This window comes from Haloarcula amylovorans, assembly GCF_004681185.1.
Lineage (GTDB): Archaea > Halobacteriota > Halobacteria > Halobacteriales > Haloarculaceae > Haloarcula > Haloarcula amylovorans.
Map to the genome: position 1 here is coordinate 908,614 of NZ_SRIF01000001.1, position 14,964 is coordinate 923,577.

The 14,964-nt window shown below is 62.7% G+C and carries 17 protein-coding genes; 12 read left to right on the forward strand and 5 right to left on the reverse strand.

Annotated elements, in window-relative coordinates:
* The first annotated feature begins 664 nt into the window (after positions 1-664).
* Entirely contained in the window at positions 665-820 is a 156-nt protein-coding gene (locus E4S61_RS25255; RefSeq protein WP_167768368.1) for a hypothetical protein, read from the forward strand.
* A 245-nt stretch (positions 821-1,065) separates the two neighbouring features.
* A complete protein-coding gene (aglJ, locus tag E4S61_RS04685; protein ID WP_135302730.1) occupies positions 1,066-2,145 on the forward strand; it encodes an S-layer glycoprotein N-glycosyltransferase AglJ in 1,080 nt (359 codons plus the stop codon).
* Here the strand turns inward: aglJ and E4S61_RS04690 are convergent.
* Both E4S61_RS04690 and E4S61_RS04695 read right to left on the reverse strand, forming a co-directional pair.
* Positions 2,142-2,468, reverse strand: coding sequence for a DUF5789 family protein (locus E4S61_RS04690; protein ID WP_135302731.1), 327 nt, complete (start codon positions 2,466-2,468; stop codon positions 2,142-2,144). The genes aglJ and E4S61_RS04690 overlap by 4 nt on opposite strands.
* 67 nt (positions 2,469-2,535) lie before the next feature.
* Complete coding sequence (locus E4S61_RS04695) at positions 2,536-2,886, reverse strand: winged helix-turn-helix transcriptional regulator (RefSeq protein WP_135302732.1); 351 nt, start codon at positions 2,884-2,886, stop codon at positions 2,536-2,538.
* A 139-nt stretch (positions 2,887-3,025) separates the two neighbouring features.
* Between E4S61_RS04695 and E4S61_RS04700 the strand changes: the two genes are divergently transcribed.
* Positions 3,026-3,445, forward strand: coding sequence for a DoxX family protein (locus E4S61_RS04700; protein WP_135302733.1), 420 nt, complete (start codon positions 3,026-3,028; stop codon positions 3,443-3,445).
* A gap of 88 nt (positions 3,446-3,533) precedes the next feature.
* On the forward strand, positions 3,534-5,180 hold the full coding sequence (locus E4S61_RS04705) for a rhomboid family intramembrane serine protease (RefSeq protein WP_449405159.1): 1,647 nt from the start codon (positions 3,534-3,536) through the stop codon (positions 5,178-5,180).
* 24 nt (positions 5,181-5,204) lie between these two features.
* Here the strand turns inward: E4S61_RS04705 and E4S61_RS04710 are convergent, their stop codons facing one another.
* Positions 5,205-5,828, reverse strand: a complete 624-nt coding sequence (locus tag E4S61_RS04710) for an METTL5 family protein (RefSeq protein WP_135302735.1) — start codon at positions 5,826-5,828, stop codon at positions 5,205-5,207.
* 73 nt (positions 5,829-5,901) lie between these two features.
* Positions 5,902-6,948: a diphthamide biosynthesis enzyme Dph2 gene (dph2, locus tag E4S61_RS04715; protein WP_135302736.1), complete on the reverse strand. Its 1,047-nt coding sequence runs from the start codon at positions 6,946-6,948 to the stop codon at positions 5,902-5,904.
* A 171-nt stretch (positions 6,949-7,119) separates the two neighbouring features.
* Between dph2 and E4S61_RS04720 the strand changes: the two genes are divergently transcribed.
* The 5 genes from E4S61_RS04720 to E4S61_RS04740 all read left to right on the forward strand — a co-directional run bounded on the left by E4S61_RS04720 (position 7,120) and on the right by E4S61_RS04740 (position 12,114).
* Entirely contained in the window at positions 7,120-7,518 is a 399-nt protein-coding gene (locus E4S61_RS04720) for a YlbF family regulator (protein ID WP_135302737.1), read from the forward strand.
* Positions 7,519-7,648: 130 nt separating this feature from the next.
* Positions 7,649-8,998, forward strand: coding sequence for an MFS transporter (locus E4S61_RS04725; RefSeq protein WP_167768417.1), 1,350 nt, complete (start codon positions 7,649-7,651; stop codon positions 8,996-8,998).
* Between the two features lie 32 nt (positions 8,999-9,030).
* Entirely contained in the window at positions 9,031-9,861 is an 831-nt protein-coding gene (locus E4S61_RS04730; RefSeq protein WP_135302739.1) for an MBL fold metallo-hydrolase, read from the forward strand.
* Positions 9,862-9,932: 71 nt separating this feature from the next.
* Positions 9,933-11,069, forward strand: a complete 1,137-nt coding sequence (locus E4S61_RS04735) for a coiled-coil domain-containing protein (protein ID WP_135302740.1) — start codon at positions 9,933-9,935, stop codon at positions 11,067-11,069.
* A gap of 148 nt (positions 11,070-11,217) precedes the next feature.
* Complete coding sequence (locus tag E4S61_RS04740) at positions 11,218-12,114, forward strand: hypothetical protein (protein WP_135302741.1); 897 nt, start codon at positions 11,218-11,220, stop codon at positions 12,112-12,114.
* 39 nt (positions 12,115-12,153) lie between these two features.
* Here the strand turns inward: E4S61_RS04740 and E4S61_RS04745 are convergent, their stop codons facing one another.
* Positions 12,154-12,762 (reverse strand): DUF7344 domain-containing protein, encoded by a 609-nt coding sequence (locus tag E4S61_RS04745; protein ID WP_135302742.1) that lies wholly within the window; start codon positions 12,760-12,762, stop codon positions 12,154-12,156.
* A gap of 322 nt (positions 12,763-13,084) precedes the next feature.
* Between E4S61_RS04745 and E4S61_RS04750 the strand changes: the two genes are divergently transcribed.
* From E4S61_RS04750 to E4S61_RS04760, 3 genes are all read left to right on the forward strand, one after another.
* On the forward strand, positions 13,085-13,609 hold the full coding sequence (locus tag E4S61_RS04750; RefSeq protein WP_135302743.1) for a DUF7344 domain-containing protein: 525 nt from the start codon (positions 13,085-13,087) through the stop codon (positions 13,607-13,609).
* Between the two features lie 351 nt (positions 13,610-13,960).
* Positions 13,961-14,530 (forward strand): metal-dependent hydrolase, encoded by a 570-nt coding sequence (locus E4S61_RS04755; RefSeq protein ID WP_135302744.1) that lies wholly within the window; start codon positions 13,961-13,963, stop codon positions 14,528-14,530.
* Positions 14,531-14,606: 76 nt separating this feature from the next.
* Positions 14,607-14,960, forward strand: coding sequence for a HalOD1 output domain-containing protein (locus E4S61_RS04760; RefSeq protein WP_135302745.1), 354 nt, complete (start codon positions 14,607-14,609; stop codon positions 14,958-14,960).
* Positions 14,961-14,964: the final 4 nt, after the last annotated feature.

Genomic DNA, 14,964 nt, shown 5'->3' on the forward strand with positions numbered 1-14,964 from the left:
GGAGAACGACTCTGTGAGGTTTTTGAGACATCTACGCGAATCTGTATTCACCCAACCTTGGATATTCTCCCGCTAATACCGAGAGAGAAAGAGCAAAACAGTGTTCAAAATGAGTTGGTTCTGTAGAAGACGTTGGTCTAAAGACCAGATTCGAGAACTCTCAATCACAGAATATAGGCGTCTGAGACGTGCTTTCCCACAAATACGGAAACGCACAAATGGACTCACAGCGAGAGGATAATGACAGCTTTCGTAGCTTTCGGTTAGAGACACCGTCCAAGTATGTCGCAGTCTATCGATTCTTCTAACCTTGGAAGCTAAATTCAATCTGTTAAATTGTCGTCTGAGAGTTGACAAACACGCCTGATTGCCTCATATCACCCTGTTTTCCCATGCATCTCTGGCTTAGCCAACACTCGCATAGAGGTATTTTCCTAGGGAGAATCGATTCAGGTATCAACGCCACTAGCGGGGTTTCTGACCAAGGTTGGAGTTAGCGTTTCAGTCCTGTCGAGCACCGTTGCCCTCACCCCGCATCGCGTTCTTTATCGAGCCACAGGCCTGTGCGGCCGTGTGGTACTGGCTGTCGTAGTCGGGGTCGTTTACCTGTTTGTCCCCGTCGCCGGAACGTATTTGTCATTCGACGCAGATAGTTACTCGCAACGTGAGTAACCAGAGACAGTCCGCGCGCGGTCAGCAGGACGGCATCAATAGCGTCGACGACGACCCCGAGGATCACCTTGACGGCGTGGAAGACGGCTGTGGCTGTACGGAAATCTGGGAGCACTTGAGCGAACAGCGAGAGAACAACGCGGACTGAGGATTCAATCTCGCGTAACCGACTGAACATCCGGCACAGAGGGAATGAAAGAGGCCGGTCGCTCGGTTAGCCCGGGCGAAGTAAGGACTGCAGCCACCGGGCAAGGACCACAGCGAGCCCCGGCAATCGAGCGACCGGGGGCCTTCTAGCTGTCTGTACTGTTCGTGTTCCCGATTCCAGTGGGGTCGAACACGGCCAGGTGCGGACCCGCATTTATTTGGGTGAGCGTGGCCGACGTTGGGTCAATGGCCGACCGCGACGACGTCTGCGTCCTCCTGCCCGCCTACAACGAATCGGAGACCATCGAGTCAGTCGTCTCCGGGTTCCGCGAGGCGGGGTTCGAGAACGTCCTCGTCATCGACGGCGGGTCGAGCGACGACACGCGCGAACTCGCCTCGACGGCGGGTGCTCGCGTCGTCGAACAGACCGTCGGCGGCGAGGGCTCTGGGAAAGGACAGGCCGTCCGCGAGGCCGTCGAGCGTCACATCGACCAGCCGTACGTGTTACTCGCCGACGCCGACATGACTTATCGACCCGAGGACGCCGACCGGATGTTGGAACCGCTCTTCGAAGGGCGAGCCGACCACGTCATCGGCAACCGCTTTGCTGATATGCAGTCCGGCGCGATGACTCGCCTCAATCAGACGGGCAACACCGTCATCAACTGGGCGTTCTCGGTCATCCACGGCCGCTACCTCACCGATATCCTTTCGGGCTACCGGGCATTCACCGCCGAGTCGTTCCGTCGCCTCTCGCTCAACTCAGAGGGTTTTGGCATCGAGACGGAGATGGCCGTCGAGTGTGTGAAACACGGCATCCCGACGGCGGTGGTCCCGATCACCTACCGGCCGCGGCCCGACGAGTCCGAGACGAACCTCCGGCCGTTCCGCGACGGCGCGACCATCATCGTCACGCTCTATCGGATGGCCAAGACGAACAACCCGCTGTTTTACTTCGGAAGCGTCGGGTTCAGCTCTATCGGCCTCGGCGTCCTGCTGGGAGCGTTCGTCGCCTACGACTACGTCGTCAACAGCATCTCACACGAGGTCATCGCGATGGTCGGCGGCGTCGCCATCCTGCTCGGGCTTCAGCTGCTGATGTTCGGTGTCCTCTCCGATATGATCGTGACCGTCAACAGAGAGCAGACACGACGGCTCGAAGATATCGCGAACCGCGTCGGCACGGACCGCCCCGGGCCGCCGGCGGAGACCGTGGGGAGCGCCGAGGTGGACGCCGATACCGGAGAGGCGGACGCCGAGGGACATGGCGAAAGTGAACGCCCCGAGACGGAAACCGCCGTGACGACGAACGACCGACAGAACTAGAACGGTACCAGCGAGCGCAGTTGCGAGAGGATGCTGTTGCCGGTCGCTTCGCGCTTGCGCTCGAACACCGGGTGGAGCGCGTTCAACAGCGCCTGCTCGTTCTCGAATCGCCCGAGGTCCGTCTCGTCGAGGGCCTCGCCGACTGTCGTCGTGTGTCCGGCGGCGTCGTACGGCACCTCGACGTGGCCGACCTGATCGCGTACCTCGCGCTCGTCAGCGGGATACTCGATATCGGCGTCCGACAGGGCCGCGTCTAGCGCCGCGATACCGAACTCGATGACGTTCGGGTCGTCGTTGTCGTCTGCGGGTGGCCGTACTCCCATCAGTACCTCTATCGACCTACCGGATGGAAAAGGCTGTGTTCTCGGTTACTCGTGTGGACGACGCTTCTCACTCGTTGCACGCTGCCAACCACTCGCCAGCCCAACACTCGATCTCGTCGAAGACGGGACAGAGCGACTCACCCTTCGGCGTCAGCCGGTAGTACGTGGCGACCGGGGCGTCCTCTTCCAGTCGGCGGTCGACGAACTCCATCTCCTGTAAGTCGTCGAGGACGCGAGAGAGCGTCCGCGAACTGGCGTCCGTCGCGCGCTTGAGTTCGTTGAACCGTCGCTCGCCGCTCTGGAGTTCGTGGAGGACGACCAGTCGCCACTTCGAGCCGATCTGTTCGAGCGATTCGACCAGCGCGCAGGGGCCGTCTTCGGCGTCGGTTGCGTCCTCGGAGATGATTTCTGATGACATCGACGTTACCTGGTATAGGCAATGTCCGGGAAGCGATATATAGGTTCGCATCCGAACCAAGTAACGTAATGAAACCACAACTTGGTGCACGGTCGAATCGGACGCAGATAGCCGGTATTGCCATCGAGGTTCGGTACTGATGGTATTCGAGACCACGGGGTCGGCTGAACTGTTCCTGCTCGGTCGGCTCCTCTTCGGCGGCGTTCTCGCGTTCACCGGACTGAACCACTTCCTGAACGCCGATGGGATGATCCCCTACGCCGAGGCGAAGGGGCTGCCAGCGCCCGCGGCAGCGGTGTACGGGAGCGGAGGGCTGTTGCTGTTCAGCGGCCTGCTCGTCATCGTGGGCGCGTACCCCGTCGTCGCGGCGGGCGCACTCGCCGTCTTCCTCGTCGCCTCAGCGGTGGCGATGCACGACTTCTGGGCCGTCCCGGAAGACCAGCAACAGGACGAGATGACGCAGTTCCTGAAGAACGTCGCGCTCGCGGGCGGCGCGCTGGTGGTCCTGACGCTCGCGGGCACGTCGTGGCCCTACAGCGTCGGTGTCGGTCTGTTCTGAGCCAGACCATCGTTCACGCTCCGACCGCTCGCCACCGCCGAGATCGCCGCCACATCTAAGCCATCGCCGTCCCGAGAGTGGGTGAATGATGCAGTCGTCGCTGTGGGGGGCGGTGGCCGCGGTGCCGTTCCGACCGCTGGCCGTCGTCGTCGCCGTCGCCGTCGTGCTGGTCGCGTTGCGCCGTCTCGCCGGTGGGCGACTGCTGGACCCGCTCCGCCGTCGCCTCCTGTTCGGGGTGCCGTGGGGAACGCTGCTGACGATGGCGGGCGTCCTCGCCGTCTACTGGTTCGTACAGGGGGTCTGGTGGCACGCACGACCGCTGGTGACGCCCTTCCGGACGTGGTCGTACTTCTACCCGCTGGGCATCCTGACCGGGCCCTTTACCCACGCTGGGCAGGGCCACATCACGGGGAACCTCATGGCGACGCTCGTCTACGGCACCGTCGTCGAGTACGTGTGGGGCCACTATCCGCGAGCGCGGGGCACACAGACGTTTTCCTCACTCGCGACGAACCCGTTCGCGCGGATTCTCGCGATCCCGGCGGCGATGGCCGTCGTCGGCGTGTTCACCGGCGTCTTCGCCGTCGGCCCCGTCGTCGGCTTCTCCGGTGTGGTATTCGCACTCGCCGGGTTCGCCCTCGTCACACGGCCATTCCTCTTCCTCGGAGCGTTCCTCGCTAACCGCATCGTCGATCTCGTCTACACGGCGCTTCGCTACCCCGAGCCGACCGTCGGCGGCGCGACCCGCTACATCACGCCGTGGTGGGCCGACATCGCCATTCAGGGCCACGCCATCGGACTGCTTGCCGGTGTCGTGGTCGCAGGGATGCTCCTCTGGACCCGCGAGGAGCGGCCGCGGCCGACGGGCGTCTTCTTCGCCACGCTCGTCTTCGCTATCTCGAACGGCCTCTGGGCGGTGTACCTCCCCGTCGGCGGCGGGCGGTTCACACTGTATCGATGGCTCGGGACGGGACTCGTCTTCCTCCTTGCCCTCTTGCTGGCGGCCGGGACGAGGCCGTTCGACCGCCGAGTCACTCGCTTCGAGTGGCACGGCCCCTCGATTGCGACCATCGTGATAGTGGTCGCCCTCGGCGCGCTCTGTCTGGCGTCAGTGCCGACGAACCTAGTCAAAATCGGCCCCGGTGACGTACCGGAGAATGGGGTCGAAGTCAGGGACTACGTCGTCACCTACGACGAGAACGTCCGCGACGCCTACGTTGGCGGTATCCCGACGCCGTTCGGCATCGGCGAGACCCAGACCAACGTCTCCCAGAGCGGCGTCGTCGTCGTCAACGACGACCGGGAAGTGTGGATAGCGGCGGTGCCGAAGGGGAGACTCACCCTGAACAAGCGTGTCCCTGTTATCGTCGGCGGCGTGGGCTGGCGCGAGACGGTGTACGCCAACCGTACGGGGTGGTCGGTGCTGGGCAACGACACCGTCTACCGGGTCCAACTCCGCCGCGGGGGCGGCGAGCGTCGTACGGTGTTCACGTCACCCCCGTCGACGGCCGACGCCACAATCGCCAACAGAAACGTCACACTTCGCCCGACCGAAGGCGGGTTCCAGATAGCGGTCACCCGCGGGAACCAGACCATCGGTCGGGGGCCTATCCCGGCGAATATGACCGCCAGCACCGTCGGCGGCCTCACGTTCGACCGCAACCGGACGCGACTGTACGCCGGCGAGAACGGGACGCGCGTAGTCGTCGCGGAGAAACGGAAACCGCGGAACTGACGGGGCCGCTGCGGTCGTTCGGAACTACTCCCAGACGATACGGTACACTTCGGTGGTGATTTCCTGTGAGTCTTGATCGTGGAAATCGAACTGACGGGGGAGGTCAAACTCGGCTTCGAAGGCGTGGGTCACCTCGCCGCCGTTGTCGGAAGCGAAGGACTCGACGAACTCGCGGCTCCCCTCGTTGTGAATGGAGTAAGAGACTTCGGACACCTCGGCGGCAGTTTCGAGAAAGCCGCGGTCTGCGTGTTCGTTGCCCGACTGCGCGCCGAAGGGCGGGTTCATCACGACGGTGGTCTCCTCGGGGGGACAGAGCGGGGCCTGCGTCGCGTCTGCTCGCACCCACGAGACGGAGGTGGTCGACCCGACCTTCCGTTCGTTCTTCCGGGCCGTCGAGAGCGGCGCGGGGTCGATATCGAGACCGACGACGGTGTCGGGTCCCCTGAGCGCTGCACCGAGCGCCAGCATGCCAGTCCCGCAGCCTAAGTCGACGACGGTGCGGTCCTGCACGTCGCCCTGTAAGTCCGCCGTGTGGACGAGGTGTGCCGCCAGTTCCGGGGGCGTCCGGTACTGTTCGAGGTCGGCCCGTGGGTCGTCGAACCCCGCGACGACGGCGAGTTGCTGGGCGAGGGCGCTCTTTGTCGGCATCAGCGGGGATACGCCAGATTCATGCAAAAATCTTTGGGAATGTTTGACAGTTATTCAGCGAGGCGTCGGCTCCTCACCACGTTCCGTGGAACGTGTCGAACTCCAGGGAGTCGAGCGGTTTCTCGCCGATGGCGATTTCGTACTCGCCGGGGGTGAGCATCGGCTTCTTGAACTGCGGACCGTCGTCGGTGGTGATGCGCGGACAGCCGGTGTTGACGTAGGCGTCCATCCCGAAGTTAGTGAGGCGGTCCGGTGTCACCTCGTCCATCGTGATGAGGTAGGCGTCGTCGTTGTTCTCGACGATTTCCTGGGCCTTCTCCCAGCGACCCTGCCCGATTTTCGTACAGAAGATGACGCCCCACTTTTCGGCGTCCATCGCTTTGTGGACCGAGGCGTAGCGCTGTTTCATGAACTGCTCCGTGTCGGCGATGGTTAGAGCGTTGTTGACCGGGTCCGCGATGACGACCTTCTTCTCGGGGTGTTCCATCGCCAGTCCGAGCGGGTGGAACTTCCCGCCGCCGACGTAGAGAATCTGGTCGGCGTCGACGTCGGCGCTGGCGTAGTTACAGCCAAGCACCTGTCCCTCGTGGGTCAAGCGGTCGTCGCCCTTGCGAACGTGGACCTCGTAGCCCCGTTCTTCGAGCCACGAGCGCATCTCGTCGAACTTGTTCATGTGCTGGGCGGTCGTCACGAGACCCACGTCGGGGTCCTCGTCGGGACTCGCCAGTTCCTCCTCTGTGGCACGCTCCATCATCGGGAAGACGTCGACGTTCGAGAACAGCGGGACGTAGATAATCTTGTCAGATTCCTTCATCGGCGAGTGGCCGAAGTGGACGAACACGTCCGTCCGGCGCATCATGTAAGTGTCGAGGTCACAGGCTCCGTAACAGGGCTGGCCCGACATCATCACCTGCACGTCGTCGGGAAGCGTCTCCCGTAAATCGTCGGTGACGGCGGGGCCGCGCCGCTTGAGTCCCTCTGGGAACTGTAGCCCGACCGTCTCGGCGTCGCGTTCCTCGACCGCCTCGACGATGCGGTCGAGTTCGTAGTCCCACTCCCGGTCGTGCTTCAGCGAAAGGCCCGTGTTTCGGAGGTCTCCCTCGGTACGCTCTTGGCTCATTGAAACGGCTTACTGCCTCGCGGTGTAAAACCTCCGCGCTTCCGGGCTACGGACTATTGTAGTCTCTTACCGGTATCGCCGTTACGGTACGTCGGTTACCGGTAAACAGCTACAATAATCCGTAGGTGGGGTTTCGGCAAGCCTATACATCGCCAGTCCCAACCCCGCGATATGAGCATCGAGAGCGACACCGCCGCCGACCCCACCGACGACGACGTCGAGGAACTCGCCACGGAGTTCGGCGAGGCCATCACCGAACTGCCGGTGTACCAGCGCTACCTCGAAGCCAAAGCGGCCGTCGAGGACCACGAGGAAGCACAGGAGGCCATCCAGGAGTTCGAGCAACTGCGCGAGGAGTTCCAGCTCGCCCGCCAGACCGGTCGCGCCTCTCAGGAAGACCTTCGGAAACTGCAGGACGCCCAAGAGGACCTCCACGACATCCCCGTGATGAGCGAGTACCTGCAGGTCCAGAACGACCTCGAACTCCGCTTGCAGGAACTCAACGAACTCGTCTCCGAACAGTTGACTGTCGACTTCGGCCAGAAGGCCGGCGGTTGCTGCGAGGACTGAGACGAAGCCCGACAGACGGCTTCTCGTTTTCCGGGGTACGTCGTTCCCCTTCACGCACATCGAAGAGACGGCGTGAATCTCTGACGAACCACCACAACACATATTTAAATCGTCGTCGGAGAGACGTGTCGTGCGCGAACTGCTCTCCAACCGAACGTTTCTCCGCTTGCTCGTCGGTCGGCTAGTGACCAACGCCGGCGACAGCATCTACTACGTCGCGGCGCTGTGGCTGGTCCACGACCTCACCCAATCGACGTTCTACACCGGCGTCGCCTCCTTTCTGGTGATGGTCCCTGGCCTGCTCTCCTTCGCGGTCGGTCCCCTCGTCGACGACGTGGAAGTCCGGTGGGCGCTCGTCGTGACACAGGCCGTTCAGGGCTTGCTCGTACTGACGATTCCGGTCGCGGCGTGGTTCGACGCCCTGACGGTCGAGTTGGTCCTCGTCGTCATCCCGCTGGCGTCGCTCGTGAACCTCGTAACCTACCCGGCGCAGTCCGCCGCGCTCCCCCGCGCCGTCGGCCGGGAGAACCTCTCGTCGGCGAACGCGGTGTTCAACACCGCCCACGAGGGCGTCAACATGGCGTTCAACGCGGTGGGTGGTATCCTCGTCGGACTGGCGGCCGTCGGTGCCGTCGGCGCGTTCCTCGTCGACGCGGCGACCTTCGGCGTCGCAATCCTGCTGTTCGCCGGCCTTACGCTGCCAGAGCGCAGGGGCGACCCCAACGCGGAAACCGACGACGTGAACCCCGGCGACGACGTGACGGCCGCTCCCGATGGCGGGAACACCGAGCGAAGGGATTCCGAGTCCGAGTCCGAATCCCTCCGCGAGCGGACGCGGCGGTACGTCGGCGACTTCCGGGACGGTATCGACTACCTCCACGGGACGGCGTTCGTTCCCGTGTTGGTCCCGCAGATCTTCATCAGCTTCGCCACGGGGATGATGCTCGCTATCCTCCCGGCTTTCGCCGAACTTCGCGGGAGCGCCGGCCTGTACGGCGTCCTGCTCTCGGCGCTGGCCGCGGGCGCACTCGTCGGTTCGGTACTCTCGGCACGACTCGACCGAGTGCCCTACGGCTACTTCATGCTCGGCGGAACGGCCCTGACCGGTCTCGCGTGGGTCGGGGCGGCACTCTCGACGTGGACGCCGGCCATCGTCGCGTTCTTCGCGCTGGCAATCGTCTATTCGGGCGGCAACAGCGTCCTCTTCGATACGCTCGTCCAGACGGTCGTTCCAGAACACAAGCTGGGACGGGTGACGAGTTCGATGGCCACGCTCGGACAGATCGCGACGCCGTTCGGGTCGCTCCTCGGTGGCGCGGCGGCGGCCGTCGTCGGTCCGGTCCCCATCGTCCTGTTCGTCGGGGGCGCGAACTTCGTCGGGACGCTGTACTTCGCGCTGTCGGGGTCGCTTCGCTCGCTGCCGTCGGTCGCGAGCGTGGAGTACGGCGACGACCGCATCGAGAAGTTCCGAAGTCCGTAACGACTTAGCCTGCTCCCGTCGCAGGCAGGAACATGACGGTTGATTCTGACTGGGACGACTGGCTCTTGCGCGCCGTCGAAGACGCCGACCCCGACGGACTGGCGATCTGGTATCTGGGCTGTAACGGCTTCATCGTCAAGTCCAGCGGGGACACGACGGTGTATATCGACCCGTATCTCGGCATCGGCGACCCGCCGCGCACCGTCCGCATGGTGCCGGTGCCGTTCGATCCGACAGAGGTACAGGAGGCCGACGCAGTGCTGGGAACGCACGAGCACACCGATCACGTCCACGGTCCCTCGCAGGCCCCGATCCTCGCGGGCACGAACGCCGACTACTACACCACTGACAGCGGCCACGACGTCATCCGTGAAGAGGCGTGGATGGACAACTGGTCCGTGACCGACGATCAGCTCCACGAGGTCGAGGAGGGCGACACACTCGAAATCGGGGACCTGACGATACACGTCGAACCGGCCAACGACCCCGACGCCGAACACCCCGTCTCCTACGTCTTCGAACACGAGTCGGGCACGTTCTTCCACGGCGGCGACGCCCGCCCCGGCGACTTCGAGACGGTCGGCGAGGAATACGACATCGACCTCGGCGTCCTCGCGTTCGGGACCATCGGCATGATCGACGACAGCGACACCGGCGAACCGAAGCGAACGCAGTGGTACAACGACGAAAACATGATCATCGAGGCGGCGAACGACCTCCAGCTCGACCGGTTGTTGCCGAGCCACTGGGACATGTGGAAGGGCATGACGACCGAACCGACGGTCTTGCACAACCACGCCAACAGCTTCGAGTACCCCCGGTCGCTGGAAATCGCGAAGATCGGCGACCGCGTGGACCTCTGACCACAGCGGTCGAAATCAGTAACTGCGAGAGGCGAAGTAGCTTTAATACTGCGGGGTATGGACTAACAAACATGAGTGATTCGCAAACATATGAAGAGGTTACCGTCGCCTCGGATGGGGTGACCGTCACCAAACGGTTCGAGGCCGACGAGTTCCCCGTGCCCGCAATCGCATTCAACGTACAGTCCCGTCGAACGGAACCAGTAACGCTCCGTCTCGTCGACGAAGTGCCGGAGGACGTGGCCGTCGAGGACCTCGGATTCCACCCGGAGTACGGGTCCGAGTACTGGGACATCAACGAGGACCGCATCGCCTTCGAGAAGGAAGTCGAACCCGACGCGGACTACACGACAGTCTATGGCATCCGCGCGACCGGCACCGACGACGTCGAAAAGTTCCTCACCGAACCGGAGATCGCGTCCGTCGACCCGCCGATGGACGAGGACGACGCTGATCTGGTGGGCAGCGGCGATGACGCGGTCAAGGACGTCATCGCGGGCGATGCCGACAGCGTCCCCGGACTGGAAGACGAAGACGACGAGGACATCGAGACGCTCGACCTCAAGGACCCGAACAGCCCCGGTGGCAGCGACGAGGCGGCGAACGGCGACGGAGCGGAGGGTCCTACACCCGACGTAGAGAACGGCGTCGTCGCGGCGATGGCAGACGAAATCAGACAACAGAACGTCTCGCCGGACGACATAAAACTCCTCCAGCGAGCGCTCGATGCCGTCTCTGAGGACGACGGCTCTACAGATGGCGTCAACGAGGCGCGTATCGAGCGGATACAGGGAGATATCTCCGACCTTCGCGCATATACCGACGCGCTTGAAGAATTCCTCGCCGAAAACGGGACCGGCGACCAGATGATCTCCGACTTTAGCGATCGACTGTCCGAATTCGAGTCGGAACTCGCCAACTTCGAATCCGATATTCAGAGCGCAAAGTCGACCGCACAGTCGGCGAGCGAGGATGTCTCCCGACTCGACGACGAGGTCGAGACTGTCGAATCTGACGTGAACGACGTGGAGGGGACCGTCGACGAGTTGGACGACCAGCTCGACGACCTCGAATCGGAACTGGCGTCGCTGCGCGAGGAGATCGGCGACGGCGAAGTGGACGAGCGCCTCACGAACCTCGAAGACGAGATCGAGGAGCTCAAAGCGTGGCGCGAACAGCTCTCATCGGTCATCGGCGGCGGCAACTGACCGAGCCGGGGACGACGCCCCGGCTGATACGGATTGTTGTAGTCTCGTACCGGTATCCTCGGGCCCGGTGCGACGAGTACCGGGAAACAGCTACAACAATCCGTATGAATCGAACTGGTTTTACCGCTCGCTCCTGTGGATTGCCGTAATGACGACGACCAGGGTGGCCGTGCCACGAAAAGGCAGGCCCCTCGAAGCCGTCCTGGAACGGCTCGCGTCTCGGACCGGGACCGCCGAGTTGGCCGACGATATCATCTCGACGCTTCGCTACGAGAAGGCCATCACCAAAGGCAATCAGCACGCCAACGACGATGTCTACCATCGCCTCGCCGAATACTCGACGCTTTCGGACCCGCGCCGACCGGAGTATACGCTGCTCCGGGACGACCGCGACGGGATGCCGCGCCGCCTCGTCTTCGACAGCGTCACCATCCCAACCGACCACGGCGACGTGCAGCTAATCGGCCGTGAGGAGCCGTTTCGAGCTCTTCGGACTCACGAGTTCGCACTCGGCTTCGATAGCGCCGACCTCGTCTTGGAGGAGGTCGTCCAGTTGCGCGACGACCCGCTTACGAGTATCGGCGAGATAAACGACCGCATCGATCCGCTCGATACGGACGTCCGGGTGGTCACTGGTCTCGGCGATACGGTCTATCACACGCTGTTGGCGATGCCCAGCGTGATCGACGCCCAGGACCGGCCGCTGAACCGGGAGTTCGTCGCCGAATACCAGGGCGAGTTCTGTATCTCGCCGCGCTACGAGCGCCTCGTCGAGGCAGTGCTGGGAACAGCGGCGTTAGACGGTATCACGTTTACGTACCCAGACAACGGCAACGAGGAGGAGGCCGACATCGCTGAGACGGGCATCGGCGTCTATCTCACGGTGACGGGTTCGACCGCGCGTGACCACGACCTTGAACTCGGCGAGCGTCTCTTCCCGAGCGAGACCGTCCTTCTGGAAAACGCTAGTGAGGGCGACGACACCACCCGGCGAGTCGCAGATCTCTTTACCGCCCCCGAGGAGACGGCGCTGCAGTCGGTCTGAGCGCCGTTTACTGGTCGGTACGAACGGGTTACTGGCGTATTAACGGTCTCGATACCAGTGAGCGGTCGCACAGACGGCGACGGCGAGGAGGATGCCACCGGTGACGAGTTCGGCCGCGAGAACCGTCCCAGCCGCCCGATTGACGAGAACGCCGACCGTCCCCGCGACCGTCACCGCGGCGTAGTAGCGATACCACGCTCGCCCGGTGTTCGCTTCGCTGTCGATGTAACCCCTGAGTACCGTCGCGTTGGGGCCCAGCGAGATAGTTCCCGTCTCGCGGTCGAACTCGACGATTCCTAGCTCGTCCATCTTCGGGAAGTGACACTGATATAAGGAGACGTAGACGCGCTTTCGCTGTTGTTCTTCGAGTGAATCGACCGTCGTGTCGTTCTCCTGGGCCGCGACGTGTTCGGAAACGGAACTGACTGAGACCGAGGCGTCGTCCGAGGCAAAGAGCAAAGAGAGGGTCGCGCGTCTGCGCTCGTTCTTCAAGATGTCGAACAGCTCACTGTCGGAGAGAGACGCGGCAATCGAATTCGCCTGCTCCACACCGTTGTCGCCGCTACTGTCGGCTGATTCGGTCGGTCCGTCGGCTTCGTCCGGCGCGTTCAGCTTCGATTCTGTCTGCGGATCTACGTTATCTGTCACGGTTGATTGCGTTTCGTCGGGGTGAGGGGTCGGTGACGGTACGATAGCGACGGTTCCACTTCTTACCTGACAATCAAGGTATATAGTTCTTTACGGTTTTCTAACTAATCCGGTCGCGAAGCAAACGGCCGTCGAGGCTGGCGCGACGCGTTACGAACGGCGGTATTTGGGTTCGGAGCTAGCTGCCGCCGAAGGCAGTAATCCGGCCTATCACGGGAGTAACGACGCTGTAACAAATTGGTGTCCGATTATCGGTACGTTCGTGTCGTCTCAAACGACAGCCAGATGAACAGCCTCCTCACCAACCGCAGTGACGGATGCGATGGAACAAAATAATACAGAACTCTCACGCGACCGTGTCTTCGACATCCTCAGTAGCCCGCGCCGTCGGTACGTCCTGTACTTCCTACGGACCAAGCCGAACCCAATCCAGCTGACCGACCTCGCGGAACACGTCGCTGCTTGGGAGAACGACACGACGGTCGAGGAACTCTCGACACAGCAGCGCAAGCGCGTCTACGTGTCGCTGTATCAGACACATCTCCCCAAACTCGCAGACTCCGGCCTCGTCGAGTACGACGAGGACTCGGGAGACGTGTCGATAGCGCGGAAAGCATCCGAGATAGATCCCTATCTCGGCGAGCAGTCCGAGGAACCGCGCTGGTACCTATACTATCTCGGGTTAGCCATCTTGAGTACGCTTCTCATTGCCGCGTCCGTCGTCGGACTCGGCATCGCGGAAGGGACGGTCGCGATGATCGTGGTCGGTGCGTTCGTAATTTTGACCGCAGTCCATGTTGTCTACCGCTGGCGAGAACGCCCGCCACCGGTCGAGTTCACCGAGTGACCCCGCCCGGCGGGATTACTCCTCGCTTTCGGGGAGTAACTGTTCGGGCTTCCGCAGGTACACCGGGGTGTTCGCGAACTCGGCCATCCGTTCCAACTCCTGGTCCGTGATGTGCTCAGGCATCATCGGCCACAACCCCTCCTTCAGGGTTAGTAATTAAGCTCATAGCGCGAATAATGCAGTCTATACCTCACGAGTCGAGCGACGACGTTCGTCGTTCCGGCGCGGGCGAATATTCGACGGACGGAAGCGGTATCGCTCCCGAGTACAGTCAGTATAACAATACGCGAACGCTCCTCAGCGGCTGGCGTGAGACAGTCAACTGCAGTCGCTTCGAGGAGCGGATAGCCGATGTGGCCGTGGGAACACCTCGCTGTCGGGTATCTCATCTACTCGCTGTACGTTCGCGTCCGCGGGCGGGAGCGTCCACGCGGCATCGATGTCGTCGCCGTCGCGCTCGGTTCGCAGTTTCCCGACCTCGTCGACAAACCACTCGGCTGGGGGACGACGCTGTTGCCCTCGGGAACGTCGCTCGCACACTCGCTCCTGTTCGCCGTCCCGATATCGCTCCTGGTCGTCGCGATCGCACGCTGGTACGGCCGCTCCTCGGTGGGCGTCGGGTTCGCACTCGCGTATCTCGCACACCCCCCAGCCGACGCAGTCTACTCGTTCGTTCTTGGGGGCCACCTCAGGCTCGGCTTCCTGTTCTGGCCGGTGATCCCGGCTCAGCCCATGGAACCGACGGCGATTTTTGCCCGCGCCGGCGAGCTGTTCGTCGAGTTCGTCGGCATACTGGGCACGCCCGCTGGGCATCGATTTCTCGCGCTGGAAGCGCTGTTGCTCGGGGCGACGTTCTTCCTGTGGCGGGCCGACGGATGGCCTGGCCTTGACCTCCTTCGACCGCGCGCGAACAGTCGGTAGGGGCGCGTTAGTTGCCCTCGTCGGCCACGTCTGACGGAGCTTTTATTACGTTGTGCATCCACCACCTGTTAGCTCGATGAACGGCAACGACTCCGGCCATCGTGAACAAGCACAGGCATGGGAACTAACTGGTGGTGAGTTGGCTGACGCGGACGCACCCGAACCGACATACGACCCGATGACCGACTCGTATACGACGACCGTCTCGTTTGCGGACGTGTCACCGAGTATCGCAGTCGCCGAGGCGCTGGCGTCCGTCCGTCACTGTGAGACGACGGCGCTCAGTCCGCTGTACGACGAGATAGACACGGACGCGCTCGACGCGATCATCATGGGCAGCGGTGATTCAGTGACCGTGACGGCAACTATCGATGGGTTCGAAGTCGTCGTCACCAGCGGTGGGAAAATAGAGATTTCGCCGCCGGAATAACGAT

Bases quoted from the DNA above. Each gene is read 5' to 3' on its own strand.
- aglJ (WP_135302730.1), top strand. From the start codon at position 1,066: ATGGCCGACCGCGACGACGTCTGCGTCCTCCTGCCCGCCTACAACGAA.
- E4S61_RS04690 (WP_135302731.1), bottom strand. From the start codon at position 2,468: ATGGGAGTACGGCCACCCGCAGACGACAACGACGACCCGAACGTCATC.
- E4S61_RS04695 (WP_135302732.1), bottom strand. From the start codon at position 2,886: ATGTCATCAGAAATCATCTCCGAGGACGCAACCGACGCCGAAGACGGC.
- E4S61_RS04700 (WP_135302733.1), top strand. From the start codon at position 3,026: ATGGTATTCGAGACCACGGGGTCGGCTGAACTGTTCCTGCTCGGTCGG.
- E4S61_RS04705 (WP_449405159.1), top strand. From the start codon at position 3,534: ATGCAGTCGTCGCTGTGGGGGGCGGTGGCCGCGGTGCCGTTCCGACCG.
- E4S61_RS04710 (WP_135302735.1), bottom strand. From the start codon at position 5,828: ATGCCGACAAAGAGCGCCCTCGCCCAGCAACTCGCCGTCGTCGCGGGG.
- dph2 (WP_135302736.1), bottom strand. From the start codon at position 6,948: ATGAGCCAAGAGCGTACCGAGGGAGACCTCCGAAACACGGGCCTTTCG.
- E4S61_RS04720 (WP_135302737.1), top strand. From the start codon at position 7,120: ATGAGCATCGAGAGCGACACCGCCGCCGACCCCACCGACGACGACGTC.
- E4S61_RS04730 (WP_135302739.1), top strand. From the start codon at position 9,031: ATGACGGTTGATTCTGACTGGGACGACTGGCTCTTGCGCGCCGTCGAA.
- E4S61_RS04735 (WP_135302740.1), top strand. From the start codon at position 9,933: ATGAGTGATTCGCAAACATATGAAGAGGTTACCGTCGCCTCGGATGGG.
- E4S61_RS04740 (WP_135302741.1), top strand. From the start codon at position 11,218: ATGACGACGACCAGGGTGGCCGTGCCACGAAAAGGCAGGCCCCTCGAA.
- E4S61_RS04750 (WP_135302743.1), top strand. From the start codon at position 13,085: ATGGAACAAAATAATACAGAACTCTCACGCGACCGTGTCTTCGACATC.
- E4S61_RS04755 (WP_135302744.1), top strand. From the start codon at position 13,961: ATGTGGCCGTGGGAACACCTCGCTGTCGGGTATCTCATCTACTCGCTG.
- E4S61_RS04760 (WP_135302745.1), top strand. From the start codon at position 14,607: ATGAACGGCAACGACTCCGGCCATCGTGAACAAGCACAGGCATGGGAA.